Here is a 26,190-nt window from a genome sequence, read left to right as displayed (position 1 = left end):
ACAACAAGTCTAGTTATAGATTTGTTGTTTTTGTTATAATTAGAAAAAATACTTGGAGGAAAAATATGCCAATTAATCTACGAAATCGTAATTTTATTTCATTGACTGATTTCACTACAAGAGAATTAGAATATTTGTTAGATTTAGCAGAAGAGTTAAAACGTGAGAAATTAGCAGGAACTCGACATAAAAGACTTGAAGGCAAGAATATTGTGCTTGTTTTTGAAAAAGGCTCAACTCGAACTAGAGCTTCATTTGAAATTGCAGCTCATGATGAAGGGGCACATGTAACATATTTTGGTCCAGAAGATACACATTTTGGTTCTGAATCTTTAAAAGATAGCTCAAGAGTTCTTGGAGAAATGTTTGATGGGATTGGATATCGTGGATTTAGTCAAGAAAGTGTTGAAACTTTAGCGAAATATGCAGAGATTCCAGTTTGGAATGGACTAACTGACTTAGGTCATCCATCTCAAGCTTTGGTTGATTTTATGAGTGCAAAAGAAGTATTGGATAAATCATATAGAGATATGAAATTTGCATTTGTAGGAAATGGTCAAGACAATATTTCTAATTCCTTGATGATTGGAGCAGCTAAGATGGGGATGCAATATAGTATTGTTGCTCCAAAAGAATTGTGGCCAGAAGCAAAGCTTGTAAAACAAGCACAGAAAATAGCTAAAGAAACTGGTGCAGTTATTCAGATAACTGATAACATTAAAAAGGGTGTAAAGAACGCTGATGTAATTACTACCGATGTTTGGGTCTCAATGGGAGAATCATCAGAATTATGGCAAAAGCGTATAGAATTATTAAAGCCCTACCAAGTTACAATGGAAATGATGAAAATGACTGAAAATCCTGATACAGTATTTACGCATTGCTTGCCAGCTTATCATAATTTGGAAACAGATCTTGGTCGAAAAATCTATAAAGAATTTGGCTTAAAAGAAATGGAAGTTACTGATGAAGTTTTTGAAAGTGATAAGTCAATAGTTTTCAATGGTCCAGAAAACCGTATTCATGTTTTAAGATCAATTATGGTTGCTAGTTTGGGAGTGTAACAAATGAATAAAATGTATGTAGTTCAAGAGATAGATTATGATGGTGAAGAGTTTCCATTAATTCAATTATTTAAGAGTCATGAAAAGGCTGTTGAATATTTTGAAGCTCGAAAAGAAACTTTGAAAAGTATGTATGAAATAATGCGTGACTTTGGTAGAAATGATAATGAATTAGCTACTATGTTTCAAAAGAATGAAAAAGAAGTTAATTATTTGATGAAATTGACAGTCGAAAAAGTTAGAGATTAGGACAAATAATTCATCCATGCATCCACAAAAAATAAAAACTAATAACAAATATGGAACAAATTTTTCTCTTTTATCAGGTCAAACTCGTTATATGTATGGAATCGATGATAGTATTGATTTTTATGATATGCAAGAGTGGGGAATGCGCGAGAGCATTGAAGGAAGCGAGATTTATTTTTATGATTTAAAAACTCGAAAAATATACTCTCCCTTTAAAAAAGAGAAAAACGTTCTATATGGTAAACCTTTATGGCAAGATAATTATATTTATATTTTGCAAGGTGACTTTAATAGAAAGTTTATTAGAATTTATCAGTATTTACCCGAAAATAGTTTGAAGTTAGTCTATGAGCAGTCATTGCGGGATATGAGCCTATATAATCTGGAATTAACCCCAGGAGATAAGGTTTATTTGACCAGTACAGATTTTGAAACCTTTAATTGCTATTGGCCTAAGAGATTTAAAATGAAGTTCATTGAAGCACACGAAAATGTTGTTTATATTGATAAAAATCGGTTATTTATTCAATATGATAAAAATTTTGATGGAGATTTTTCAGAAGATACTGTAAAAATTACGGATTTTTCAAATAATACTTTATCTGAAGAAGATGGCTGGTTACAACAATTTCCAGATGGCTCATGGAAGATAGTGGATTAGCTTTAAAAAACTGTATTGTACCTAAAATACAGTTTTTTTATTTTCCTTTTTTGATTAGTTCCCGAACAATAAAAATATAAAAATAATCAAAAGTTAGAAAATAACATAAAAATACGCACGAAAAGGGTTTATTTATTTTATAAATATGCTAAAATCTTATTGTTAGTAATTCAGAGGGGATAACTTTTTAAAATGAACAACGATATTGAGCGCGTATTATACAGTGAAGAAGAACTTAGCAATCGTATGGACCAGATGGCTCAAGAGATTACAGCTAATTATAAAGATAAGACTCCACTAGTTGTACCAGTTATGACGGGAGCAATGATGTTTAGTAGTGAAATGCTAAAACGAATGAATTTCTTACTTAATGTTGATATTGTTAAGGCTTCAAGCTATGTAGGTTCAAAGTCAACTGGTGAAGTTAAGCTTGTACAAGATGTTAGAAGTGATGTTAAAGGTCGTCATGTTATTTTCATGGAAGACATTATTGATACTGGTCACACTTTAAAATATTTGAAAGAACTTTTTGAAAAGCGCGGTGCAGCAAGCGTTAAAATTTGTGCGATGCTTGATAAACCTGATACGCGTCAAGTTGATCTTCAAGGAGATTATGTAGGCTTTAGTGCACCAGATGAATTTTTGGTAGGGTATGGTTTAGACTATGATGGTTTTTATCGTAATTTACCATATATAGGTGTACTTAAAAGAAGCGTTTATGAAAAATAATAAATGAAAACACGTCCAATTTGGATGTGTTTTTTGTTGGTAATCGTTTTCAAAGTTGACTATACTAGTAATAGAAGTTGCTAGAAATGAGGCAAGATAACTATGATTAATGCACTTTGGATTGGTTTACTTGAAGGTTTATTAGCAGCAATCGTTGTTTTGGGAACTAGATGGGTATATGCGGTTAAGCATGATGAGCAATTTTTTGTAATAAAAAAAGATTTAACTTCGCGTAATCGTAAAAAAAGAAAAGTTAATCTTTATACTTGGAATATTTTTGGCATTTTGATTGGCATACTATTTATAGTGACAAGTTTTGTGTTTAAAGGTAGTTTTGTTGCAATTTCCTGGGGATATTTTGTTGGATTTTTGATTTTATTCATGGGCATTGGTGGAACAATTTTATTAACTCAAGAATTGAAGAAGGCATGAAATTATGAAAATTAAAAAAATTAATGAGGATTTTACTATTTGCAAGTTAGAAGAATATAGTGAAATTAATTTAGGCTTACCTTGGGTATTTGTAGCAAGTACTGATAAAGAATTATCACTAGTATGTCCTACCTATATGACACCAAAAGAAACACTAGCTAGAGAAGACGGCTGGAAAATGTTTAAGGTAGATGGTCAGTTTGATTTTTCTTTGATTGGAATTTTAGCTGAAATTTCTAAAATTTTAGCAGATAAAAAGATTAGTATTCTTACTCAATCAACTTATGATACGGATTATATTATGGTTAAAGCAGATAAATTTGATGAAGCTTTAATTGCATTAGCAGATAATGGATATAAAGTTATAAATTAATCCTTTACAACTAACAAAAAGTAAGCTAAAATAGTCTCTAGCGAAAACTTATTAAAAGTAAGCAATGCGGAGGCTATTTATGATTTAGGTGCTTTTGGACAGATTAGCAGCGAATAAAGGACTAGATTCTATGCCTGCATGGGAAATTGTTCAATATCCGGAATCTATTAAAAAGCATTTAGGTATTCCGAAAGATAAAATTTTGGCTATGGGAATAGGATTAGGATATCGTGATCCAAATACAAAAATAAATAAGTTTTATACTGATCGTGCAAATTTAGATACATTTGTAACAATTAAAAAGTAAGTGCTTTTAGTTAACTAATTGTAAATTAAATTCTAAAATAGAAGTAAAGATATTGTTAGATAAGGAGATTTCCATATGAGCAAAGTATTTATATATGGTGGCTCAGGTAGAGTTGCTAAAGACTTAATTAAAGACTTGGTTGTTGAAGGTTATGATGTTGTTGCTGGTGCTCGCCATCCAGAAAGAATTGAAAAAATGGATCACGTTGAAGCCGTAAAAACGGATTTACATGCAAGTGTATCAGATTTGGCTCAACAGTTAAAAGACAATAATATTGAAGTTGTTTACTTTACTGCAGGCAGTCGCGGTCAAGATTTGATTCAAACTGATGCCATGGGTGCCATTAAGACGATGATTGCAGCAGAAAAGGTTGGAATTAAACGTTATATTATGTTGAGTTCAATGTTAAGTTTGAACATTGATAAATGGAATGCTCTTCCAAGATTAGAGGATTATTTGGCTTCTAAATTCTTTGCAGATAAGTTTTTAATGGATTCAACTAATCTTGAATATACTATTTTGCAACCAACAAATCTTACTGAAGTAAAGGGAACTGGTAAAATTTCCTTGAATAATACTGATTCTAAAGAAAATCCAATTCCAGATGTAGCAATGGTATTAGCACATCTCTTAAAGTTCCCAGCAACTAAGTATAAGGTAATTGAAATGACTGGCGGGGATACCCCAATTGATCAGGCTTTAGAAAGTATTAAATAATAAGTAAGATAGGCAGTAAAAAATCCATACAAGCGGTTGACTTGTATGGATTTTTTGTTTTATTAAAATTAAATTCCAAATGCAATTTTATATGCGAAGATACCGATAATAGCACCTAAAATTGGGGCAAGTACAGGAATCCATCCATAGTTCCAGTGACCATGGCCCTTCTTATTAGGAATTGGTAATAATGTGTAAATAAGACGTGGACCAAAGTCACGAGCTGGGTTTAAAGCTGGACCAGTAGGACCACCAAGTGCCATAACAAGACCGGTAATAAGGAAACCTACTCCGATGTTAGCAACATCAGTAGCTTGCTTAAAGAACATACCATGGTAAAGTCCAATTGCAGCAAACATTAAGATGGCAGTACCGATAAGTTCGGAAACAAAACCGTTCCATTTACTTCCAGTACAGTCACTTGTTGCAAAAAAGCTGAATACGATATCTGGATTAGTAGATTCCTTAATGTGTGGCCAGTAAATAGCTAAAACAAGTAATTGACCACAAATTGCACCGGCAACTTGACAAAGAATGTAAGGTAAAACATGAGACCAAGGGAAAGCGCCAGCGGCTGCTTGAGCAATAGTTACAGCTGGGTTTTGGTGGTTACCTGAAATTGAACCAAAAAGCATTGCGGGAATCATTGCACCAAAACCGAATCCGAATGCAATAAGTAACCAACCACCATTTGCCTTACCGTCTTCTGGGTTGGCTGTGGTTCCTTTTAAGAATGAGTTAGCAACAGAACCGTTACCAAAAGCGACTAATATCAATGTACCGAAAAATTCAGCAAAATACTTTGCCATCCATGTATGTTCCATAAAAGTACTTTTTCCTCCTAAAGCTTGAAAAAATAGATGAAAAATAAACTGCAAGAAAGATTATACATGAAACCCGTTGTGAAACATAGCCCTAATTCGATAAGAATACGTTTTCATAAAAAATATTTTTCATTGAATTGAAAAAGCCTTTACACTAACCGCTTTCAAAGAGTTAAATATAAGAAAAAGTAGCAGTCCCAAAAGGGACTGTTTTAGTTTGAAAGTGGGATCTTATGAATGAAAAACAAATAAAAATGGTAACTATAGCCTTAATGCTAGGAAACGTTATGGCAGGACTTGATGGAACAATAACTAATACTGCAATTCCAGCCATTGTTTCAGCCCTTCATGGTATTCAATTTATGGGTTGGATTGTTGCAATTTATTTATTAGGCATGTCAATTTCTATTCCAATTTGGACAAAAATTGGTGAAAGAATTACTAATAAAAAAGCTTTTCAAATTGCAATTTGTCTTTTTGTGATTGGATCTGCTCTTCAAGGAATAGCACCTAACATCATATTCTTTCTATGTTCACGTTTAATTATGGGAATTGGTGCTGGAGGAATGGGGTCGCTCCCTTATATTATTGCGGGATATGTTTTTAAAAATATTAAAAAAAGAACTCAAGTCTTGGGATATTTAACAGCAAGTTTCAATGGAGCTGCAATTATTGGTCCCTTAATTGGAGGGTGGCTCATTGATGCTTTTTCATGGAATTGGGTATTTTATATTAATATTCCAATTGGAGCAGTGGCATTTATAATTTGTTTACTATTCTTTAAACCTGTTACTCCGAAGTCAATTCCAGTTTTTGATTTACCAGGTGCAGGATTATTAAGTAGTGGTTTATTGCTATTTTTATTAGGGATTCAACTTTTAGGAATTGCTAAAAATATTATTGTAGTAGCATTAGTAATTATGAGTTTAGTTTTATTGATAGCATTTTTTTATCGAGAAAAACATGCAGAAAATCCAATTATTCCGCTTTCAATTTTTAAAAAGAAAGATTTAGATGGAGACTTTCTCTTATTTGCGTTTACTTGGGGTGCATTTATTGCGGTTAATACTTATTTGCCCATGTGGGCGCAGGCTCTTTTAGGAATGAGTGCGTTACTTGGTGGAATGACCTTAATTCCTAACTCAGTTGTGGAAATTATCGCATCTCAAACAGTTGCTACTGTACAAGAACATTTAAGAACATTCACTTTAGTTTTAATTGGTATTATTACTATGATGATTTCAGTAGGGGGATTATATTTATCTACTCTTCAAACTCCATTATGGTTTTTAACAACGATTGCAGCTTTTTCTGGAATAGGAGTAGGATTTATTTTTGTAGCACTTCAAGTAAAAGTTCAAATTGATGCAGGAATGAAAGATATGCCTACAGCTACTTCGACCTCGTATTTGATTAGAATTTTAGCACAAACTATGATGGCAGCGATTTATGGTGTTATCATGAACCTTTCACTAGAGCATGGAATTGCACATCGCACAGATATTACTATGACAATGATGAATAAATTGAGTGATGCTAAATCAGCAGCTACTTTACCTCATGAATTATTGCCAGAAATGCGTATGATTTTTCATTCCGGTATAAAGGAAATTATGTTAGTATCTTTTATTTTGTTGATTTTTGCAGTGGTGTTGAATTTCTACTTTAATTTTAAAAAAACATCCAAAAAAGTTTTGAAATAATTGGCTAAAAAACTTGTTTTCTAAACTATTAGCAAGCATAATATAGATAATAGCTAGTCTTGATTTCCAAATCAAGGCTATTATTTTTTGAATACTTTGAATAAAGGAAGTGGGTTTATGAATAAAAAACAGGTTTCAATGGTAACTTTTGCTATGATTTTAGCAAATGTAATGGCTGGTCTTGATAGTACAATTATTAACACTGCAATTCCAGCTATTGTAGCTGATCTGCATGGGATTCAATTTATGGGTTGGATTATAGCAGTTATGCTACTTGGAATGTCAGTTTCAACTCCTATTTGGGGAAAAATTGGTGAAAAAATCGGTAATAAAGCTGCATTTGAAATTTCATTGCTCCTTTTTGTATTAGGCTCACTTTTCCAAGGTTTAGCTACTAATATGTATTTCTTCTTAGTTGCTCGTGCTGTCATGGGAGTAGGAGCTGGAGGAATGGGTTCTATTCCATATATTATGGCAGGATTTATTTTTGATAATCTTAAAAAGCGAACTAAAGTTTTAGGCTACTTAGGAGCCAGCTTTAGTGTAGCAGCAATCGTTGGACCGCTTGCTGGAGGTTATTTAGTAGATACTTTATCATGGCATTGGGTATTTTACATTAATATCCCTATTGGACTTTTTGCAACTCTTTTGTCAGTTCTATATTATCGTGAAAAAGTTGTTCATGAAAAAACAAAATTTGATTTAGGCGGTTCTATCTTAATTGTTATTAGCTTGGTAGCTATTTTACTTGGTATTCAATTACTAGGACTAGTTTCAGGATGGATAATTGCTGGCTTGATTATTGCCGGGGGAATAATATTAGTAATCTTCTTTAAGTATGAAGACCATGTTGCAAGTCCGGTTGTTCCAATTAGTATGTTTAAAAATAAGGCTTTAGTTGGAGATTTATTACTATTTTCACTTACTTGGGGAGCATTTTTAGCGGTAAATACATATTTGCCAATGTGGGCTCAAGGACTTCTTGGGACTAGTGCCCTGATTGGGGGATTAACTTTAGTTCCAAACTCAATTGCTGATACAATTGGAACCCAGGTAGTTAACCAGTTCAAAGCTCGTTATAGTGATTTGTCATTAATTATGATGGCAATTATTTGTATGATAATTTCAACTTTAGGAATGGTAGTAGCTCCAATTGATACCAACTTTTGGGTTTTAACGATAATTGCAACATTTTCTGGATTTGGCGTAGGTTTCATATTTGTGCTGTTACAAGTAAAAGTTCAAGTTGATGCTGGTGAAGAAAATATGGCACCTGCAACTTCATTGTCTTATTTGATTAGAATTTTAGCGCAAACGGTGATGGCTGCAGTATATGGTGTAATTATGAATTTGGCATTAGCTCGAGGGGTTGCAACACACAGCAATATTACAATGAATATGCTGAATAAATTAAGTGACGCACAATCTGCTAAAAGTTTGCCAAGTAGTTTAATTCCACAAATGCGTCAGATTTTTTATAGCGGGTTACGTGAAATTATGATTTGTGCCTTAATTTTATTGGTTTTATCAGTTTTCTGTAACCTTTATTTCAATAGAAAAAAGAATTAATTATTAGGTCATCTTATTAGATGACCTTTTTTGATATTTGTATAGTTATATAATATTTGATTTTAAAAAACGCTTACATTAAGATAGAGGTGTAATTAAATATATATAGATATATTTTTTGAAAGAAGTGTAATTATGCATTATACAAGTGGAAATTATGAAGCATTCGTACATGCTTCAACTCCAAAAGATGAAAATGTTGATAAAAAATCAGCTTACTTGGTTGGGTCAGGACTAGCTTCACTTGCAACGGCTGTTTTTTTGATTCGAGACGGTCATATGAAGGGTGAAAATATACATGTTTTTGAAGAGTTAGCTCTTCCAGGTGGTAGTCTTGATGGAATTTATAATCCAGCTGATCAAGCTTATATTATTCGTGGTGGTCGTGAAATGGAATCCCACTTTGAATGTTTATGGGATTTGTTTAGATCAATACCATCGTTAGATTATCCTGATGAAACAGTTTTGGATGAATTTTATCGCTTAAATCGCAAAGATCCAAGCTATTCTAAGACTCGTGTAATAATTAACCGAGGAGAGGAATTACCGACTGATGGTCAGCTTTTACTTACTCCAAAAGCTGTTAAGGAAATTTTAAATTTGGTAATGACTCCAGAAAAAGACTTACAAGATAAGAAGATAAATGAAGTCTTTACTAAAGAGTTCTTTGAATCAAACTTCTGGCTATATTGGTCAACGATGTTTGCTTTTGAGCCTTGGGCTAGTGCAATGGAAATGAGACGCTATTTGATGCGTTTTGTTCAACATGTGGCTACACTTAAGACTTTATCTTCACTTAAGTTTACTAAATATAATCAATATGAATCTTTGGTATTGCCATTAATGAGTTACTTAAAAGATCATGGTGTACAGTTCCATTATGATACAATTGTAAATAATATTATTGTTAACCGCTCAGAAGGTTACAAGGTAGCTCGAGAAATTCATCTAACTGAAAAGGGTAAAAAGAAGAATATCAAATTATCTGAGGATGATTTGGTGTTTGTAACTAATGGATCAATTACGGAAAGTACAACATATGGTGACAATTTCCATCCAGCAGACCAAAAGCACCCACTTGGTCCAAGTTGGCAATTATGGAAGAATTTAGCAGCTCAAGATACTGATTTTGGTCACCCAGAAAAATTCTGTGAAAATATACCAAAAGCAAATTGGGTAATATCTGCAACTATTACATTTGAAAATAACGATATTGTTCCATATATTGAAAAAGTTAATAAAAAAGATCCACATAGTGGTTCAATTGTAACTAGTGGTCCAACTACAATTAAAGATTCAAATTGGATGTTAGGTTATTCTATCAGTCGTCAACCTCATTTTCATAAACAAAAGCCAAATCAATTAATTGTTTGGTTATATGGTCTATATTCTGATACAGAAGGTAACTATATAAAGAAAACAATGCCCGATTGTAACGGTATTGAGTTATGTGAAGAATGGTTATATCATATGGGCGTGCCAGAAGAAAAGATTTCTGAAATGGCTCATGCAGCCAAGACTATTCCAGCACATATGCCATACATTACAAGTTACTTTATGCCACGAGCTTTAGGCGACCGTCCAAAGGTTGTTCCTGATCATGCAAAGAATTTTGCATTCATTGGTAATTTTGCGGAAACTGAAAGAGATACTGTCTTTACGACAGAATATTCAGTTCGTACTGCAATGGAAGCTGTTTATACTTTACTCAATGTTGATCGCGGAGTTCCTGAAGTATTTGCTTCTGCTTTTGATATTCGAATGTTAATGAATGCAATGTATTACTTAAACGATCAAAAGAAGCTTACAGAAATTGATTTACCAATTGGTGAAAAGATGGCAATTAAAGCCATGCTTAAGAAAGTTAAAGGAACTTATGTAGAAGAATTGCTTAAGAAATATAAATTAATGTAATATTTCCTCGGAAATAAAAAAGTCACGCAATCAATGCGTGGCTTTTTTGGTATAATATAAATATAGTTTTATTTGAAAATTAGAAAAGAAGGATACTATTTTAGAATCTAAACCAGCCCGATGGGGTACAAAAGCATATCGTGATGCAAGACAATTATATTTAAGTTCATTTCCAGAATGGGAACGCTTTTCATTACCATCATTATTAGTGATGTCATTGAAACCAAGTGTAAACTTTCATTCATTATATGATGGAGATAAATTTGCTGGACTTGCTTATTATGTTGAAAGTGAATCTACTATCTATTTGACTTATTTAGCAGTTAATGAAAAGTTACGTGGTCATGGTTATGGTAGTCAAATCTTAACAATGCTTGAAAATAAATATCAAGATAAGGCAATTGTAATTGATATTGAACCAGTGGTGCCAACTGCTAAAAATTACAAACAACGAATTAGTCGACTTAAGTTTTATGAAAGAAATGGTTTCCATCGAACAGATCAGAAATTAAAAGATCAAGATGGAGAGTTTGAAGCTCTTACCACTGGTAAGAAGCTTGATAAAGTAGGCTTTGCTAAGGCGCTTAAACAGATGAGTTTTGGTCTTTATCAATTTAAAATTGAAAAATAAAAAAGAGTTAGCTTCACCTCTTCGTTAGAGGGCAACTCTTTTTTGATTTATTGATAAATTTTTCCGTCTTGTTTTTCTTTTTTCTCATCAAGTACTTTTTCGCTAGCAGCTTTTTTAGGTAAAATCCAATTAAGAAGCATTCCTAAAATTGTACAAAGAGCAACAGAAGTTAATTGGAAGTTGCCAAGTTGAAGATAGGCTCCTCCAATCCCAATTACTAGGATAACAGAAGCAATAAGCATGTTCCTTTTTTCACCAAAATCAATTTTGTTATCTACTAAAATTTTAAGTCCATTAGATGCAATAGTTCCAAATAATAAGAATGAAATACCACCAATAACTGGCATTGGAATTGATTCGATAACTGCGGCAACTTTTCCAACAAAACTAAAGATAATTGCAAAGACTGCAGCCCCAGCAAGTACCCATACACTGTGAACTTTGGTCATAGCTAAAACGCCGATATTTTCTCCATAAGAAGTAGTAGGAGGACCACCAATGAAACCGGCAATAATTGTTGAAAGTCCATCACCCATCATAGTACGATGAAGGCCAGGATTTTTAAAGAAATTACGCTTAGTAAGAGAATTGAGGACCATAATGTGTCCCATATGTTCAGTCATTGTAACAAAAGCGATTGGTGCCATAGTTATAATGGCAGCAGGATACCACTTAAGATGATAACTAATTCCAGGTAATTCAAGTGCAGGTAAGGAAAACCATGCCGCTTTTTCTACTCCGGAAAAATCAACTATTCCTAAAAAGCAGGATAATACATACCCACACACGATTCCCAGCATGATTGATACTAAACTAGTGAACCCTTTGAAATACATTTGGAAGAATAAAGTCATAGCCAAAGTAAAAAGTGCTACTGCAAAATAAGTTAAATCATATTTTTGGTTATGGAGCATAGCATCATTTGCGGCAGTGGTTGCAAGTGAAAGGCCAATTACAATAATGATAGGTCCAACCACAATTGGAGGTAAAACTTTATTGACCCAAGCTGAACCTACTTTGCCAATAATCAGTGCAACTATTACATAGACAAGTCCTGCAGCAATTGCACCTTGGGCAATTGCGGGATAACCGTCCATTTTCATTAGTGCTTGCATTGTTGCTACAAAGGCAAAACTACTTCCAAGATATGCTGGAATTTTAAATCTTGTTAACAACATATGGACTAGTGTTCCAACTCCAGATGATAATAAAGCAATGCTTGGACTGATTCCGACTAAAATTGGTACAAGCACCGTAGATCCAAACATAGCAAACATATGCTGTAAGGATAATAGCACTCCTTGTCCCATTTTAGGTTTTTCATAAACATCTAAAATAGCATCAGAATTGTGAAAACTATCTTTTTGATTCATTCAAATTCTCCTAATCTAGATGACCAAAAGAAAAGACCATCCTGAACCCTGGGGTCCAAGATGGTCTCTTTGGATATGCGGATGCTCAAAAAACGCATTCTAAACACAAGATTCCTTCTTAGCCTCACGGGACTAACTTTAAAGGTCATCACTTATTTAGATATATTTAACTATCCTTTAGAGTATTTGTCAACTAAAAATTATTCTTGTGTATAATCTGTATTGATTGAAAATGTTAAGCGAGAATGTTTTAATTCATCTTTAACTAGCTCGCCGACTGTTTGCATAGCTAGATTTTGCATTTTTTTGGCATTTTGATTGTTAGCAGTTGTAAGAAAGTGGGTTAAGTGATTATCATGTAAAGTATTTGCTGTTTTGTCAGTTTGATGGATCAATTCATTAGCTAATTGGTCTGCTGTTGGGAGATACCCGTTTAATCCAATTAATAAGCTCTTCATTTCATTATAACTTGGTTGAATTAAACTGGCTATAGTGCGACTAAGCCAATAAGCTTCACTGATATTATAAGAATCGCTTGTATTATTGTAGGAATCACTTGTACCATTAGCATTAGCATAAAATGGGACATAGGGATTAAAAGTTGTCGGAGCAAAATTAAACCAAGTTATTGCGCTATATTCATCAGGAACATTATTTCTAATTTCTAGGATATGGGATTCGGCACATCTTGCCATTGCAATTGGACGAAAGCGAGTCTTATCGGCTTTTTTATCAGTTGAAGACAAAGGATCAAATATAGTTTCATTATAGTGCGAACTTAAAATGTAACCAATATCTTCATGTTTCAGTTTTCTATTTGGTTTAAAAGTAAAATCTAAATTATCACTTGTTGGACTAGAAGCGCGGTGTCCTAGATAGTTTTGACCAAACCAGACTCTTGGAGTATTGTAGCAATGGTCGCGGGCATTATTGGTTCCAAAGATGTGGCGGAAGTTATAGCCATCGACATCAGGATTAAGGTCATTTTGATCGATAAATTCTTTTAATCCAGCAGCCCATAAATAGTTATCAGTATCTTCAAAGTCTATGTTTTGTTCAGCTACTTGATTGGCAATTACCGCTACTCGGTTTTCGGATAATTTGGTTGCTGCCCAATAGTGACCGGTTGGAATTTCCATATACCATACTTCATTTTTATCACTAAATATTATGCCGTTTCCTTCATGAGAGCCATAAATGGCAATTAACTGACCTAAGTATTCAACTCCTTCACGAGCACTATGAATAAATGGTAAAACAATACTTAAAAGGGCATCTTCTCCAATCCCGTTTTTTACAAGAGGATCAAGAGCTAATACTTGAGGATTGCCATAAAGACTTTCAGTTGCACTCATTGCAACATTTGCGCTGTTAATCCCACATTCTCCAAATTGTCCATGGCGTTTATAATCTACAAATGGTGCCATTTGATAACGCATAGCACTATTTGGAAGAGGAATATCTAGTCCAGTTACATAAGAATGAAATGTTTGTTCTTCATTTTTAGCTGGAACAACAACGAATTTAACAGGGATATTGCATCGTTCTGCATCGCAATTACGAGCAATCATGGTTGACCCGTTGATGCTGGCTTTTTTACCGACTATTACGGTGGTACATGCCATAAAAATCCTCCTTTCTAAATTGGATTCATAGCATTCCAGAATGGTAAAATGATTGGATCAGTGGTGTACATATTGATTTCTTCGTCAGTTAAGTATTTCTTATTAACTACGATTTCGTAAGTATATTGATCCATCCATTCGTCTCCCATAATGAAGTAGCCTTTGTGACCGGGCTTGTCGCCCCATGAATTTTGAATCTTCCACTTAGTTGGTCTATCATGATTTAAATCAACTCCGCAAATTAGCATGGCATGGGTTGGAAGACTTTCATCAAATTCAAATCTTTTAGTTTTATCATTACCAAGTTCAATGCCGAATGATCTCTTCCAGTCATAAGTATCAAGATCAAGTAAGCCGGCAGGATTATTCCATTCTTGTAAAACATCGCATCCATACCATACAGGAGTGCCGTCTTTTAATTGTTCAATCGCCATTCTTTTAAGTTCTTTCATTGGTAAGTTTAAGTAACGATTTGGAGTTCCTCCTACCATATTTTCAGAATTTTCAATACCATAAATTCGATCATAAGGATAATCATTGCCTGGTAGGTTCATTAACTCGACATAATTATCTAAATCAACATCAATAAATTTCTTAAAGAATTCCATTGGTGTGATTTCACCAGTCGTATGGAATTTATTATTTTCATCACGATATTCATAAGTAAATTTTTCAGGAGGAGTACCAAAACTAATTGAAAGAATGCGATAATTTTCTTTATTAAAGCTTTCTAGTACACTCTTGATTTTTTCATCAGAAACATCATTATTTACTAATTCACGAAGCTTCATAGCATCTTTTTGAAGCTTACGATTATACATAAAGTCAAGTTCTTTAGTATTTTCAGTTACTGCAGTTTCATCCATTGTATTTTTTGGAACTACACCATATTTTTCAACTAAGTTAACTAATAAACTCCAATCCCCACCATCTTGTTGAGGTGTTTTAAGAAGCCATGAAACTTTTCGATTAGAAATTGGTAAATCAGCAGTTTCAATAATATTTTGATAGAAATAATTGGCTTTTTCGAGTTTATCGTAGAAAAAGTCATAAGTTGTTGAAAGTTCGAAATCCTTGATATGGTGCTTTTTTCCAGCTAAAAATCTGATAAAGTTAAGAGCACTGAACATCCAGCAGCGACCAGACTTCTTTTGATTCATTACTTTGTCAGAATCAACGTCAACTGAAAAAGCAAACGGTTTTTTGGCTGCAGCTGACTGATTCATAATTGATTTTTTAATGCCATTTTTCATAACGGCATTTTGAGTATTACGGAATTTGCTTTCTCTTAAAAAGTCAGTTCTAATCTTCCTTAAATTCTCAGTATTGATTTCCATTATAAATCTCTTTTCTAAAAATTATGATTTATTTTCTTTTAACTTCTTGATTTCGGTTTCAGACATTTGCTGATCAGGACTATATTTACGCTTGATTGGCATTCCCATTGGGTTTTGATCTTTTGACATTACCGTAGTTGGAATGTTAGAAGTTGCCTTGCTTGGTTTTTTAAGTCCTTCAATTTGCCAAGTAAATGGAGCGAATTCATTATCTGGATTTACCCAATCATGTTTCTTGGATAATTGATAAAGTAGGAGACAGATAGCTAAAATTACTAAAACTAATATGATAATTACAGAAACATAAGTTATGGGGGAACCAACTTCTGCTTTAACTTGTGCTGGTGGATAAATAGCTAAAACAATTGCAAACACACTTGAAATAAGTCCAATTCCTGCTACAAGCCATGCACCAAACATGCCGCCTGGTACTTTAAATGAACGAGGACGATTAGGCTGATCGTAGCGCAATCTTAAGAAGGCTGTAAACATTAAAATATAATAAATCATATATAACACCGTAATAGTTTGGGTTAACATGATTACAAACCCTTCGACATTTGGAATCATTTTTACTAAATAAGCAATAATCGTCATTCCTGCAATTTGAGTATACATTAGGTGTGATGGCATCTTATGCTTGTTTTTTTGTTGGAACCAGTTTGGCAAAAAACCGCTTCCTCCAGCTTGTCCAAGCATAAATGATGGGCCTGCCATATTAGTAATAACCATTGCAATAGTATTGCAAAGAAGTGCCCAGACAAGTACCATGTAAAGCCATGGAATCCCGATAGTTGTTCCTAAAACTCTAAATACTGAAAATAGAGTATATAAAACATTGATTTGTTTTTCCGGAATAATCATTGCAATAATGACAGTACCAACAACAAAGATTAAGAAGGCAAGAATGATTGAAATAAACATTGCCTTAGTAAAATCTTTTTCAGGGTGTTTTAATTGCTTAATGTGAGCAGCATTCATATCAATACCCGTGTAGGAGAAGAATACTCCAGCCGCTAGAGCTAGCGTACTCATTCCATTCCATTTAGGTATTAGTCCTTTTGGTGTCATTGGAATAGCTGGTTGATGTCCTTGAGCAAGCCAAACAATTGCTAAAACTACCATAACTACTAATGGAATTAAGCTCCCTATGATAACACCATATTTAGCAATGTTTGAAAAGGCCTTAACACCCTTGGTAGCAAGCCAGGTGAGGAACCAATATAAAATAATCCAACCAGTCATAATTAATAGTTCGTGATGTGGGTCTTGTGCAAATTTTACCGCAGCGTCATAATTAGGAGTATAGAACATAATCGTTGCTGTAAAACTAGGCATTCCCATACCGAAGTTAAGCATTGTTTGGAACCATAAAATTAGAAGGCAGGTAAGTGCCCATCCTTTACCTAGTCCTTCACCAACCCAGCGAAAAATACCTCCACGGTTGCTCCATCCAGAGGCAAGTTCAGCGGCTACTAATGCAGTTGGAATAAAGAAACAAATCGCCCCAATTGCAAAGTAGGTAACAGAAGCAAGGCCATAAAATGATTGCTGAACATCATTAGCAAGTCCAGCGACCATTGATACGTTCATCATAGTAAGGGCAAGAACGGATATATAGGCCTTTTTTTCTTGGCTTTTTTCATTCACCATCTAAATAATCAACTCCTATCTAATAGCTAATAGACTTTACTAAAAGATGAATAACTAGGAGCTTTTATAAATTAATAACCACTTTAGGCTTTTAGTTTATGGAATACAAGAAGTTGTGCATCCATTAGAAAGTTGAAATATTATTTTTAATAGATGAATTTCCAGCGCCTTAAATTAATCTATTCAAGACAAAGACTAAAACGTTCCCAAATAAAAGACAAATGTTAAGACTTATTAACTAATATTTTATAAAATAGCGCTTTATTACTAAAACAATAGGGATGTTAACCAAAATTATATAACTAAGAATAAATCTCTAAAATAGTAGCTTTTATTGGTATTAAGATACACTAAAGCCTATACTAAAGTGGAGAGAAGAAAATTATTAAGGAGGCAATTATCATGGCAAAAAAAGCGTGACTCCCAAGAAGCTTTCGTTCATATCTATTTACTTTTTGGGAATTAATGGGGTAATTGGTTCAGGAGCCTTTTTACTCCCACAAACTATTTATAAAGATATGAACTTGATGAGTGTTTTCGTTACGATTTGTGCCGCAATTACTGTTAGTATGGTTGCACTTTGTTACGCGGATCTCTCAAGTCGCTTTACTGGTTCTGGTGCTGCGTGGCTTTATTCATATAATGCCTTTGGCAGATTTACTGGTTATGAATTAGGTCTTTTTACTTGGTTTTTGGGATGTTGCACTTATGCTGCGGAAATTGTGGCACTTCTTACAACACTTAAGAGCTTTTGGTCAGTTTATAATAATAACTGGGTTTACTTTGGAACGGCGCTAGGTTTAATACTTTTATTTTCAATTATTAATTTCTTTGGACGTTCCCTTGTAAAGTTTGTCGATAATTTATCATCTGCAGCCAAAATGGGTACAATTATTTTGTTTATCATTATTGGTGCATTCTTTATGCATAAGGCAAACTTTTCACCAGTTATTCCAAAAGCTGCAATGACTGGAGTAGGTCCCTATTTTAAGCATTTTGGTGCAGCATTTAGTGTAGTTTTCTATATGTTTACTGGCTTTTCATTTATTCCAATTGCAGCAAAACAAATGCAAAACCCAGAAAAGAATATTCCAAAAGTTTTGATTTCAGTAATGATTAGTGTAACTATTATGTATTCATTAATGTTGTTAGTAGCAATTGGAATTCTAGGTGATAAAATGTCACTTTATAGTACTCCGATTGCTGAAGCTTTAAGAAAAGGCGTTGGTGAATGGGGTTATATTTTAATTATTATTGGGATGCTAATGAGTATCTTTGGTGTTGCATTTACTTGTTCATTCAATACGCCGTCATTAATTTCTTCCTTATCAAACGAACATGCTATGCTTCCAAAATGGATCGGTAAAAAGAATAAGTATGATGCACCATGGGTATCAATTATTTTAACTGCGATTGTCACTGCAGTATTGATAACGCAAAGCTACTTATTCCTAGTATCATGTATTGTTCTTGCATCCTTTGTTCAATATGTTCCATCAATCTTGGCGGTTATCAAATTCAAACACACTAATGAATTTCCAAACCATGGCTTTAAGCTCCCTGGGGGCTACACTATTCCAATTTTAGCTTTGATAATTTCTGCATATATGGTAACTAACTTTACTTGGAAAACTATCCTAGTCGGTGCTGTTGTTGCAATTTTAGCAGCAGTGCTTTACTTCTTTATTAAAAAAGATGTTAATGAAGAAAAGCGTAGACAAGATTATTTAAGTAAAATGAGGCAGAAGTAGAATAATAAGAAAACGTCTTATAATTGCTAGTAAATCTAGTAGTTATAAGACGTTAATTGTTTTATCAGCTAAAGTTGAGAAGAAAATAGAACAATGATAAAATTATAGCTTTAAAAATTTAAATAACCTAGAAAGGAAGCGCGTATAATTGAAGAAATTATTAAAAGTGGGATATTAAAAATCCTGAAATAATAACGAGTTTTAAAATTGTACGCAATGTAATCACCCCCCCTATATGAATGAAAATGAATTAAATTTTGGAGAAAACTTCAAAAATATCAGAAAAGCAAAGAAAATGAGTTTATCTAAAGTAGCTGATGGTATTACTTCTAAAAGTTCATTGAGCGAATGGGAAAATGGAAAAGGAAAAATGAGCTTTGAAAAGGTAGTAAAAATGCTTACTAAGTTATATATTACCCCTTCAGAGTTTGTTGTTGATAGTCTACAAAGCTCTCTCAATGAAATGATGATTGAAATTGACAATGCTTATACTAATGATCAATTAGATAAGTTAAAGGAATTATACGATTATTATTCAAAAAACTCTGATAAATATTTTTCTGATAAAAATGCATTTATATTAGAAATGATATCTGCTAATTGTTATATGGCTTTAAGTGGAATTAATTTATTTTCTGATGAAAAACAGGATAAGTTAGAAAATAAGGTACGTAAAATAAATAATTGGTATTATGAAGATGTGTTTTTTTTTAATAATTCTTCATTTTTATTGCCAGCAAAATTAGGAGAAAAAATGAGTTTGAATTTAATTGGTAAAATAATTCAAGTAGATCATACTAAAGAATTACATGTTAAATGGACAATAGTAGCTCTTGATGCTGTACTTAATTCAAGCTTTATTTTACTTCTACGTGATTATCAAAAAGGTAAAGAAGTTATAAAAAAGTTCAAAAAATTAACACCAATACTAGATAGATATGGAACTCAATTAGTAAGATTTCGATTTTTAGAATGTGCTGTAAATTATATAAAAACTAAAGATAGTAGTGAGTTTGAAAACAAATTTTTTCCAGCAATAGAATTTTTATCATTTTCAAATTATGGTGAAGGACTTAAATATGCGTTTAAACAATTAAAAGCAGTATATGGTCAATAGTTAAAATTTATTATTAACTAGTAAAATAATAGTAAATTTTATTATAAAAATGAAAAAGTGTTCGAAATAGCGAACGCTTTTTTACTTGATAAAAATAAAATAATAATATTAGTAAGAAAGTAAAAGTACTTTTAATTAAAAATTTGGAGGTTTTCTTATTGTTAAGGAATAAGAAATTAGGTTTATTAACTACAATTGGAGCAGCGTTTTTAATGGCTCCAACTGCAACTGTATTTGCAGGTAACACAGGAGACACTACATGGACTAATCACTATAGCGTGTTCTCTAGTGAAGATCATACACCTGCTAGAAGAAAGTCTAATGGATCTGCTTACTCCAATAAAACTAAAAGCTGTAGTGTAGTATATCACACTATTTGGGCTGCTTTGTACGATGGTAGAGATGTTTCAGCAGGTCATAGTTACAAGAGCTATGCTGGACAGACAACTCACTTATATAATGTTGCCACTGAAAACTATGGCAAAGGTGTGTCAGTGAGAATTAATTCTAGAAGTTTTAACAATGGAAGTGCTTCTGGTGTATGGAGTCCGGATTCTAAATAGGTGATGACAGGGGAATTAATATTCTCCTGTTTTTATATCATAATTTACGGAGGAACTTTATGAATTACATCATATCTAGACTACCTAAAAAACAAATCTATTTATCATTATTAATAGGTATTGCAATTAGCCTTTCACAATTTATCAATATGAGTAGAATTGATATTTTAGATTCGCCTTATACAAGATGGCTGGGAGTTGATTCATTTGGTTATTCTGCAATTTTGTTTTATTTATTATTGCCAATAATTTCAGCAATTCCAGCATCAACTTTATTAAAGAAAGATATAAATAGTGGATTTATTTATAAATTAAAAAATAAATATTCCATAAGCAAAATTTTTTCACTTTATGCTGGAGTTAGTTTTATTACTGGTGCAGCTATGATTGCTATTCCCTTACTATTAAATTTAATAATTTGGTTCACATTAGCACCTAATAATATACCAGATAACTTATTAAATATTAATGTGTTGATTTTTAACAAAAATACACTATTAGTACCCCTGTATTATTCTCACCCACTTTTGCATAGTATTCTTGCAATTATCTTTGCTTCAATTTGGGGAGGATTATTTGCGCTATTTTCTCTTGGAGTTTCTTTAAAAGTTAAAAATATCTTTGTAGGTTTAAGCAGTGGCTTAATTTTACAAGTAATTATTTTGGTATTAAATGCGACGATAAAATTACCTGATTATGTAAGTTATTCACCGGCTGACTTTTTACATGAAACGTCACCATCTTCTAATATTGATGGAGTGGTTATTTTGGTAGCCACGATAATTATGGGGATAATAGTAGAAATTTTAATTGAATTAGGAAAGCGTAATGTGGAGTAAAGTCATTAAACATCAGTTTTTATATATTAGTAAAAATTATAAAATCAATTTGGTAAATATTTCCCTGGGAATAATTATTGCTCTAGCAAGTGTAGGAAATTTAGCAAGAGAGACTACACAAGGTACTTTTATTTATGAAGTATTTTCTGAATATTTATTTTGCTTTGGTTTATATCCAATGATAATTTTTAACACTTTATTTAAATTTAAAATTAGATTAAGTGATATATATGCAACAAGAAGCCGAAACATCTTACTACAGCAAATGATTATTCAACTATTAGAAACTCTAATAAGTTTATTAGTACCGTGGCTAGTAACAATCTGGATTAGTTGTAAAATTAAATCTCTACGTCCTTCAATCTTTAAAATAGATTTTTTATTACCATTTATATACTTGATTTTGAGTTGCATATTAGTGATGTTGATGACATTAATATTTTATTGGGCATTTTTCAATAAAATAATTGCGTTTTTGTTAAGTTTTGTAATAGTTGCCATAATGTTTTATTGCTATCGCAGTTGGCATAATGGGGTACTTTATAGTTTTATGATAGCTATTACTGATTGGAAAGTTATTAGTGAAATAATTGGAATAGATATTTTATTATTTGCATTATTAGAAGTTCTTGTTACGCAAAGGGAGATTCTATAAGTGGGAATTTTTTTGAATCAGTGGATTAAAGTTTGGTATGAGATTCGAAAAAGAAGTTTAGCTTGGATTATTATTTTAGGATTGAGCATATTTTTATTAAAAAATAATATTCCCATTACTTCAAAAATTCATTTAGTCAATTATTTGTTTGATGGAGTAAGTTTTAAAGAAATTGAGTTAAATATGGTTAGATTGCCAATATTTTGGCTGAGTTATTTCTATGGGATTAGTTTAATTTTGCTGGATACTTTTGTGCAATTGAATAAAACTAGAGCTGTTGTTTTAAGAGGGATGCAAGTTTCAGCTAAAAAATACAATTTTTCTATTTTATGCATTATGAATTTACTCTGTTTTTTGTACTCTGGAATTATTTTTTGGATCATAATGGCAAATGATAGAAAAATCATTGACTACAGATTATGGTTAGTTATGTATTTAGGAACTTTATTTTTTATAGTAGTCCAGAATATTTTTAGTAAATATAATCTGATTTTGGGTCTAATTATTCCGCTAATATTTTTGGTTTTAACAATTTATATTCCATGGCAGCAGAATCCTTTGAATAGCTTAATGTTGGCAAGAAATAGTAGTGTGGGTCTATTAGCAATTAGTACAGTTTTAGTAGAGGTTATATTTTATTATTTGAATGATTATGGAGAAAAATATTGAGCTATATAGAATTAAAAAATGTAGAAAAAACTACAAAAAGACGAAAACTACTTTCAAATATTAATTTAAATATTGATAAAGGTGAAATTACGACTATTCAGGGTATCAATGGATCAGGAAAGACATTATTGCTTAAGGCAATTTTAGGAATACTTAAGACAACCGGCGAAGTTAAAGTTGCAGATCAAATAGTTGCTCCTAAAGCCAAGTTCCCTGTTAAAGCTGGAATTTTAATTGAAAATCCAAGTGTGATTAATGAATTTTCAGCTTATAAAAATTTAGACTTATTAGCAAAATTAGACTCTAATATTAAAGAAAAAGATATTTTGGAATTGCTTGAATATTTTAATTTGCCAGATGAAAAAGTGAAAAATTTTTCTTTGGGAATGAAACAAAAGCTTGGGATTAGCCAAGCTTTTGTTGGAAAATATTCTTTGATAATTTTAGATGAACCTACAAATGCACTAGATGATGAAAGTATTCAAAAGCTAGTTGACTTAATAAAGCGATATAATCAAAAGTATGGCACAACTTTTATTATTGTTTCTCATGATAAGGATTTTGTTAATGAAGTTTCAACTAAGAAGCTTTATATAAAAGAGGGACAAGTTTATGAAAAATAAAATTATTGCAATAATAAGTTTGATTTTATTTTTCGGAGTTGGGGTTGTTTTTGTTAAGAAATATACAGAAGTTAACGCTAATAACATCAAGGTTACAGAAAAAGTGATTCATAAAAATCAGCTCATTCATGCCCATAATATCAACTTTAAAGTTCTTAATACATCTGTACAAAAGAATAATGATGAAATTGAATTAAGAGTAAAAATGTATCTTCATCAATATGGAAAATTGGATTTTGGTCAAAAGACAAATAATCCTAATTACATCGAAAATATGTGGCTTGAGGTTCCTTATAGTTTAAGCAATCCAGTTGTTAAAGTATATGATAAAAATGACAAAGACGTAACTTATCTTAAAAAGCTACTTCATGCTAAGCAACCAGTTACTGTAGTTGCTACTCTTCCTAATAAAGAATATTATTCTGCTGAAAAGAAACCTAGATTTACTTTTATTGTTCCTAATGGTAAAAATTATACAAAATATTCTTTGCTGCTTTCACGTTAATTATAGTTAGAAAAAGATTTCTTCATCAGCATTTTAGTGATTAACTTTCATAATCTGAATAATACCTGTAAAATACTAATTAAAAGTTATTGTTTTTAAAAAGGATTCAATTATGAAAAAAGAACAAGAAATAAACATGCTTAAGGAATTCTCTGATGCAAATTCTACTTCAGGTTTCGAAGAAGAATTTGTGAAGATGTTTTCTGAATACGCTAAAGATACAGCTAATATTGATGTAGATGGAATGTTAAATGTCTATGCATCTAAAAAAGAAAACAAGGGCAATCGTCCTGTAATTCAAATGGATGCCCATTCTGATGCTGTAGGTTTTATTACGCAAGCGGTTCGACCAAATGGATTAATTAAATTTGTTCCTCTTGGTGGCTGGGTTAAGTATAATATTCCTGCTTTAAGAGTTAAAATTCGAAATCGTGATGGAGAATTTATCCCAGGAGTAGTTGCAACTAAGCCACCTCATTTTATGACAGCACAAGAGCGAAATAATGTTCCAGAAATTGCAGATATGTCAATTGATGTAGGTTCAAGCAGCCGTGAAGAAACAATTAAGGATTACAAAATTGATACGGGATGTCCAATTTTTGTTGATGTTAAGTGCGAATATAACGAAAAATCAGGTCTCTTTTTTGGAAAAGATTTTGATGACCGTTTTGGTGCAGGCGCTATGATAGATGTATTGGATAATTTAAAGGGTGAAGATACCAATTTTGATGTTGTGGCTGCCTTATCTAGTCAAGAAGAAGTTGGTTTACGTGGCGCTTATGTAACAGCAAGAAAAGTTAAACCTGACTTATGTATTGTGCTCGAAAGTTGTCCGGCTGATGACACATTTGAACCTGAATGGCTATCGCAAACTGGTTTAAAGCGAGGTCCTATGCTTAGAGATATGGATACAACGTTTTTACCAAATCCTAAATTCCAACAATATGCTTGTGATCTAGCTGATAAAAATCACATTCCATATACTCGCTCAGTTCGTACTGGTGGTGGTCAAGATGGAGCAGCGATTTATTATGAACAAGGTGCTCCAACTATTGTAATTGGGATTCCAGTTCGTTATGAGCATTCACCATATTGCTTCAGCGCATATCATGATTTTAAAGCATCCGTTGATTTAGCAACGGCAATTATTCGTGATATGACCCAAGAAAAATTAGATAGTTTCAAAAAATTCTAAATTATTTCCTAGGAAATAAAAGAGCTTTCTCCAACCAAAACGGAGAAAGCTTTTTTAAAGCACGTTATCAATAATTGCAGCTAGAGAACATAAAATAAAAATAATTCCAACAATGCTGGCTTGCAGTCTTTTAGTAATTACAACATAGGCAATAAATTCACGAATAAAAGCATTTAAAGTAAAGTACCATTTAGTTTTTGCACCATAGCCAATACATTTGAAGCCTTGGTTTTTAGCTAAAACTAAAGCTCTGTAGACATGGTAGGAGTTAGTAACTAAACAAAACTTAGAATTTGGACCCATTAATTTGTGCGAGAACATTATATTTTCATAGGTGGTTTTAGATTTGTCTTCAATAATTATTTTATTTTTAGGTACTCCAAGCTTTTCGGCGAATTTTGCCATTGCTACTCCTTCTGGAATAGATTCATTATTACCTTGACCACCAGACATAATTAGTTTTGAGCCAGGATTTTTCTTCATAATTTCAATTCCGCGCTTAATTCTTGCACCTAAAAGTGGGGAAACTTCGCTTCCGTTAAGAAGTACTGCTCCTAAAACTACAATGTAGTTAAGGTCTGTATTTTTAGGATTGACTAGATTTATCCAAGCAGTGAAAGTATACATAATCATAATATAGATAAAATAGAGAGTGGTTAACAAAATGAATGCATAAACATAAGTAACCCAGTCATTAACATAAAAGTGACCGAAATTAGGATAAATGAATAAAATTAATATAAATAAAATTCCTAACCCTAATGAAAGATAATTAGTCCAATGATTACCTTCTTTAAGAATAATTTTTATTCCATTAAATATAAGCATTCCTATTAAAACTAAAACTGTTCCCACAATAATTGCTAATGCTAAAATTAGAATTAGTAGAAATACTGAAATTAGCCAAGGATGATTTTTAGAGTAGATATCAGTTAAATCCATTAAACTAATAAGTATTAATAAAGCAAAAGTAAATAATGATGCCGTAAAAGTCATCCCAGCCCAAAGAGTACGTCGTTCATGTACTAAAACGTAGATGAAGCTTGCAAAGCAAATTAAAAAAATGCCTAAAATAATTAGTAGAACTTTTAACATAAAATCCTCCATCAGAA

At 32.3% G+C, this 26,190-nt stretch carries 27 protein-coding genes; 21 read left to right on the top strand and 6 right to left on the bottom strand.

The genetic code is table 11. From position 1 onward, the window contains the following. The first annotated feature begins 65 nt into the window (after positions 1 to 65). From argF to FOD82_RS06520, 8 genes are all read left to right on the top strand, one after another. On the top strand, positions 66 to 1,064 hold the full coding sequence (gene argF / locus FOD82_RS06550) for an ornithine carbamoyltransferase (RefSeq protein ID WP_144355676.1): 999 nt from the start codon (positions 66 to 68) through the stop codon (positions 1,062 to 1,064). A gap of 3 nt (positions 1,065 to 1,067) precedes the next feature. Then, positions 1,068 to 1,313, top strand: coding sequence for a hypothetical protein (locus FOD82_RS06545; RefSeq protein WP_144355675.1), 246 nt, complete (start codon positions 1,068 to 1,070; stop codon positions 1,311 to 1,313). A 16-nt stretch (positions 1,314 to 1,329) separates the two neighbouring features. Then, entirely contained in the window at positions 1,330 to 1,974 is a 645-nt protein-coding gene (locus FOD82_RS06540) for a hypothetical protein (protein ID WP_144355674.1), read from the top strand. A gap of 192 nt (positions 1,975 to 2,166) precedes the next feature. After that, positions 2,167 to 2,703, top strand: coding sequence for a hypoxanthine phosphoribosyltransferase (gene hpt / locus FOD82_RS06535; protein ID WP_144355673.1), 537 nt, complete (start codon positions 2,167 to 2,169; stop codon positions 2,701 to 2,703). Between the two features lie 102 nt (positions 2,704 to 2,805). Continuing rightward, positions 2,806 to 3,135: a hypothetical protein gene (locus FOD82_RS06530; protein ID WP_144355672.1), complete on the top strand. Its 330-nt coding sequence runs from the start codon at positions 2,806 to 2,808 to the stop codon at positions 3,133 to 3,135. 4 nt (positions 3,136 to 3,139) lie between these two features. Beyond that, positions 3,140 to 3,508 carry an ACT domain-containing protein gene (locus FOD82_RS06525; RefSeq protein WP_144355671.1) on the top strand — a complete coding sequence of 123 codons (369 nt, stop codon included), beginning with the start codon at positions 3,140 to 3,142 and terminating at the stop codon, positions 3,506 to 3,508. 130 nt (positions 3,509 to 3,638) lie between these two features. Next, positions 3,639 to 3,815: a hypothetical protein gene (locus tag FOD82_RS09790; RefSeq protein WP_186277720.1), complete on the top strand. Its 177-nt coding sequence runs from the start codon at positions 3,639 to 3,641 to the stop codon at positions 3,813 to 3,815. 75 nt (positions 3,816 to 3,890) lie between these two features. Then, entirely contained in the window at positions 3,891 to 4,532 is a 642-nt protein-coding gene (locus FOD82_RS06520; RefSeq protein WP_144355670.1) for an NAD(P)H-binding protein, read from the top strand. A gap of 68 nt (positions 4,533 to 4,600) precedes the next feature. Here the strand turns inward: FOD82_RS06520 and FOD82_RS06515 are convergent, their stop codons facing one another. Then, the gene (locus tag FOD82_RS06515; protein WP_144355669.1) at positions 4,601 to 5,356 is read right to left on the bottom strand and encodes an MIP/aquaporin family protein; all 756 of its coding nucleotides are present in this window, start codon (positions 5,354 to 5,356) and stop codon (positions 4,601 to 4,603) included. Positions 5,357 to 5,589: 233 nt separating this feature from the next. Between FOD82_RS06515 and FOD82_RS06510 the strand changes: the two genes are divergently transcribed. The 4 genes from FOD82_RS06510 (at position 5,590) to FOD82_RS06495 (ending at position 11,173) form a co-directional block, all read left to right on the top strand. Next, the gene (locus FOD82_RS06510; protein ID WP_144355668.1) at positions 5,590 to 7,059 is read left to right on the top strand and encodes an MFS transporter; all 1,470 of its coding nucleotides are present in this window, start codon (positions 5,590 to 5,592) and stop codon (positions 7,057 to 7,059) included. 117 nt (positions 7,060 to 7,176) lie between these two features. Continuing rightward, positions 7,177 to 8,628, top strand: a complete 1,452-nt coding sequence (locus FOD82_RS06505; RefSeq protein WP_144355667.1) for an MFS transporter — start codon at positions 7,177 to 7,179, stop codon at positions 8,626 to 8,628. Positions 8,629 to 8,763: 135 nt separating this feature from the next. Further along, on the top strand, positions 8,764 to 10,542 hold the full coding sequence (locus tag FOD82_RS06500; protein WP_144355666.1) for an oleate hydratase: 1,779 nt from the start codon (positions 8,764 to 8,766) through the stop codon (positions 10,540 to 10,542). A gap of 97 nt (positions 10,543 to 10,639) precedes the next feature. Next, entirely contained in the window at positions 10,640 to 11,173 is a 534-nt protein-coding gene (locus tag FOD82_RS06495; RefSeq protein WP_144355665.1) for a GNAT family N-acetyltransferase, read from the top strand. 47 nt (positions 11,174 to 11,220) lie between these two features. Here the strand turns inward: FOD82_RS06495 and FOD82_RS06490 are convergent, their stop codons facing one another. The 4 genes from FOD82_RS06490 to FOD82_RS06475 form a co-directional block, all read right to left on the bottom strand. Then, on the bottom strand, positions 11,221 to 12,546 hold the full coding sequence (locus FOD82_RS06490; protein WP_144355664.1) for a solute carrier family 23 protein: 1,326 nt from the start codon (positions 12,544 to 12,546) through the stop codon (positions 11,221 to 11,223). 200 nt (positions 12,547 to 12,746) lie between these two features. Continuing rightward, positions 12,747 to 14,171 (bottom strand): C69 family dipeptidase, encoded by a 1,425-nt coding sequence (locus FOD82_RS06485; RefSeq protein ID WP_144355663.1) that lies wholly within the window; start codon positions 14,169 to 14,171, stop codon positions 12,747 to 12,749. Positions 14,172 to 14,185: 14 nt separating this feature from the next. Next, positions 14,186 to 15,511 (bottom strand): C1 family peptidase, encoded by a 1,326-nt coding sequence (locus tag FOD82_RS06480; RefSeq protein ID WP_144355662.1) that lies wholly within the window; start codon positions 15,509 to 15,511, stop codon positions 14,186 to 14,188. 18 nt (positions 15,512 to 15,529) lie between these two features. Next, positions 15,530 to 17,161 (bottom strand): APC family permease, encoded by a 1,632-nt coding sequence (locus tag FOD82_RS06475; protein WP_144355661.1) that lies wholly within the window; start codon positions 17,159 to 17,161, stop codon positions 15,530 to 15,532. A gap of 416 nt (positions 17,162 to 17,577) precedes the next feature. Here FOD82_RS06475 and FOD82_RS06470 point away from each other — a divergent pair, with 416 nt between their 5' ends. From FOD82_RS06470 to FOD82_RS06430, 9 genes are all read left to right on the top strand, one after another. Next, positions 17,578 to 18,912, top strand: a complete 1,335-nt coding sequence (locus tag FOD82_RS06470; protein ID WP_144355660.1) for an APC family permease — start codon at positions 17,578 to 17,580, stop codon at positions 18,910 to 18,912. 235 nt (positions 18,913 to 19,147) lie between these two features. After that, positions 19,148 to 20,029, top strand: coding sequence for a helix-turn-helix transcriptional regulator (locus tag FOD82_RS06465; RefSeq protein WP_144355659.1), 882 nt, complete (start codon positions 19,148 to 19,150; stop codon positions 20,027 to 20,029). Positions 20,030 to 20,187: 158 nt separating this feature from the next. Then, positions 20,188 to 20,592, top strand: a complete 405-nt coding sequence (locus FOD82_RS06460; RefSeq protein WP_144355658.1) for a hypothetical protein — start codon at positions 20,188 to 20,190, stop codon at positions 20,590 to 20,592. 59 nt (positions 20,593 to 20,651) lie between these two features. Next, a complete protein-coding gene (locus FOD82_RS06455; RefSeq protein WP_144355657.1) occupies positions 20,652 to 21,431 on the top strand; it encodes a hypothetical protein in 780 nt (259 codons plus the stop codon). Then, entirely contained in the window at positions 21,421 to 22,086 is a 666-nt protein-coding gene (locus FOD82_RS06450) for a hypothetical protein (protein WP_144355656.1), read from the top strand. Before FOD82_RS06455 ends, FOD82_RS06450 begins: the two co-directional genes overlap by 11 nt. Then, a complete protein-coding gene (locus tag FOD82_RS06445) occupies positions 22,087 to 22,755 on the top strand; it encodes a hypothetical protein (protein ID WP_144355655.1) in 669 nt (222 codons plus the stop codon). After that, positions 22,752 to 23,378, top strand: a complete 627-nt coding sequence (locus FOD82_RS06440; protein ID WP_144355654.1) for an ABC transporter ATP-binding protein — start codon at positions 22,752 to 22,754, stop codon at positions 23,376 to 23,378. Before FOD82_RS06445 ends, FOD82_RS06440 begins: the two co-directional genes overlap by 4 nt. Beyond that, positions 23,368 to 23,883, top strand: coding sequence for a hypothetical protein (locus FOD82_RS06435; protein WP_144355653.1), 516 nt, complete (start codon positions 23,368 to 23,370; stop codon positions 23,881 to 23,883). The genes FOD82_RS06440 and FOD82_RS06435 overlap by 11 nt, the downstream gene beginning before the upstream one ends. 112 nt (positions 23,884 to 23,995) lie before the next feature. Then, the gene (locus tag FOD82_RS06430; protein ID WP_144355652.1) at positions 23,996 to 25,078 is read left to right on the top strand and encodes a M42 family metallopeptidase; all 1,083 of its coding nucleotides are present in this window, start codon (positions 23,996 to 23,998) and stop codon (positions 25,076 to 25,078) included. Between the two features lie 54 nt (positions 25,079 to 25,132). On the opposite strand, the gene FOD82_RS06425 is transcribed toward FOD82_RS06430, so the two are convergent. Next, complete coding sequence (locus FOD82_RS06425; RefSeq protein WP_144355651.1) at positions 25,133 to 26,173, bottom strand: YdcF family protein; 1,041 nt, start codon at positions 26,171 to 26,173, stop codon at positions 25,133 to 25,135. Positions 26,174 to 26,190: the final 17 nt, after the last annotated feature.

Source organism: Lactobacillus sp. LL6 (genome assembly GCF_007570935.1).
GTDB lineage: Bacteria > Bacillota > Bacilli > Lactobacillales > Lactobacillaceae > Lactobacillus.
This window is presented reverse-complemented; position numbering and strand designations above follow the sequence as displayed.

What these genes read in the sequence shown, in the direction of transcription:
- argF (WP_144355676.1), top strand. Translation starts at nt 66, where the DNA reads ATGCCAATTAATCTACGAAATCGTAATTTTATTTCATTGACTGATTTC.
- FOD82_RS06545 (WP_144355675.1), top strand. Translation starts at nt 1,068, where the DNA reads ATGAATAAAATGTATGTAGTTCAAGAGATAGATTATGATGGTGAAGAG.
- FOD82_RS06540 (WP_144355674.1), top strand. Translation starts at nt 1,330, where the DNA reads ATGCATCCACAAAAAATAAAAACTAATAACAAATATGGAACAAATTTT.
- hpt (WP_144355673.1), top strand. Translation starts at nt 2,167, where the DNA reads ATGAACAACGATATTGAGCGCGTATTATACAGTGAAGAAGAACTTAGC.
- FOD82_RS06530 (WP_144355672.1), top strand. Translation starts at nt 2,806, where the DNA reads ATGATTAATGCACTTTGGATTGGTTTACTTGAAGGTTTATTAGCAGCA.
- FOD82_RS06525 (WP_144355671.1), top strand. Translation starts at nt 3,140, where the DNA reads ATGAAAATTAAAAAAATTAATGAGGATTTTACTATTTGCAAGTTAGAA.
- FOD82_RS09790 (WP_186277720.1), top strand. Translation starts at nt 3,639, where the DNA reads ATGCCTGCATGGGAAATTGTTCAATATCCGGAATCTATTAAAAAGCAT.
- FOD82_RS06520 (WP_144355670.1), top strand. Translation starts at nt 3,891, where the DNA reads ATGAGCAAAGTATTTATATATGGTGGCTCAGGTAGAGTTGCTAAAGAC.
- FOD82_RS06515 (WP_144355669.1), bottom strand. Translation starts at nt 5,356, where the DNA reads ATGGAACATACATGGATGGCAAAGTATTTTGCTGAATTTTTCGGTACA.
- FOD82_RS06510 (WP_144355668.1), top strand. Translation starts at nt 5,590, where the DNA reads ATGAATGAAAAACAAATAAAAATGGTAACTATAGCCTTAATGCTAGGA.
- FOD82_RS06505 (WP_144355667.1), top strand. Translation starts at nt 7,177, where the DNA reads ATGAATAAAAAACAGGTTTCAATGGTAACTTTTGCTATGATTTTAGCA.
- FOD82_RS06500 (WP_144355666.1), top strand. Translation starts at nt 8,764, where the DNA reads ATGCATTATACAAGTGGAAATTATGAAGCATTCGTACATGCTTCAACT.
- FOD82_RS06490 (WP_144355664.1), bottom strand. Translation starts at nt 12,546, where the DNA reads ATGAATCAAAAAGATAGTTTTCACAATTCTGATGCTATTTTAGATGTT.
- FOD82_RS06485 (WP_144355663.1), bottom strand. Translation starts at nt 14,171, where the DNA reads ATGGCATGTACCACCGTAATAGTCGGTAAAAAAGCCAGCATCAACGGG.
- FOD82_RS06475 (WP_144355661.1), bottom strand. Translation starts at nt 17,161, where the DNA reads ATGGTGAATGAAAAAAGCCAAGAAAAAAAGGCCTATATATCCGTTCTT.
- FOD82_RS06465 (WP_144355659.1), top strand. Translation starts at nt 19,148, where the DNA reads ATGAATGAAAATGAATTAAATTTTGGAGAAAACTTCAAAAATATCAGA.
- FOD82_RS06455 (WP_144355657.1), top strand. Translation starts at nt 20,652, where the DNA reads ATGAATTACATCATATCTAGACTACCTAAAAAACAAATCTATTTATCA.
- FOD82_RS06450 (WP_144355656.1), top strand. Translation starts at nt 21,421, where the DNA reads ATGTGGAGTAAAGTCATTAAACATCAGTTTTTATATATTAGTAAAAAT.
- FOD82_RS06435 (WP_144355653.1), top strand. Translation starts at nt 23,368, where the DNA reads ATGAAAAATAAAATTATTGCAATAATAAGTTTGATTTTATTTTTCGGA.
- FOD82_RS06430 (WP_144355652.1), top strand. Translation starts at nt 23,996, where the DNA reads ATGAAAAAAGAACAAGAAATAAACATGCTTAAGGAATTCTCTGATGCA.
- FOD82_RS06425 (WP_144355651.1), bottom strand. Translation starts at nt 26,173, where the DNA reads ATGTTAAAAGTTCTACTAATTATTTTAGGCATTTTTTTAATTTGCTTT.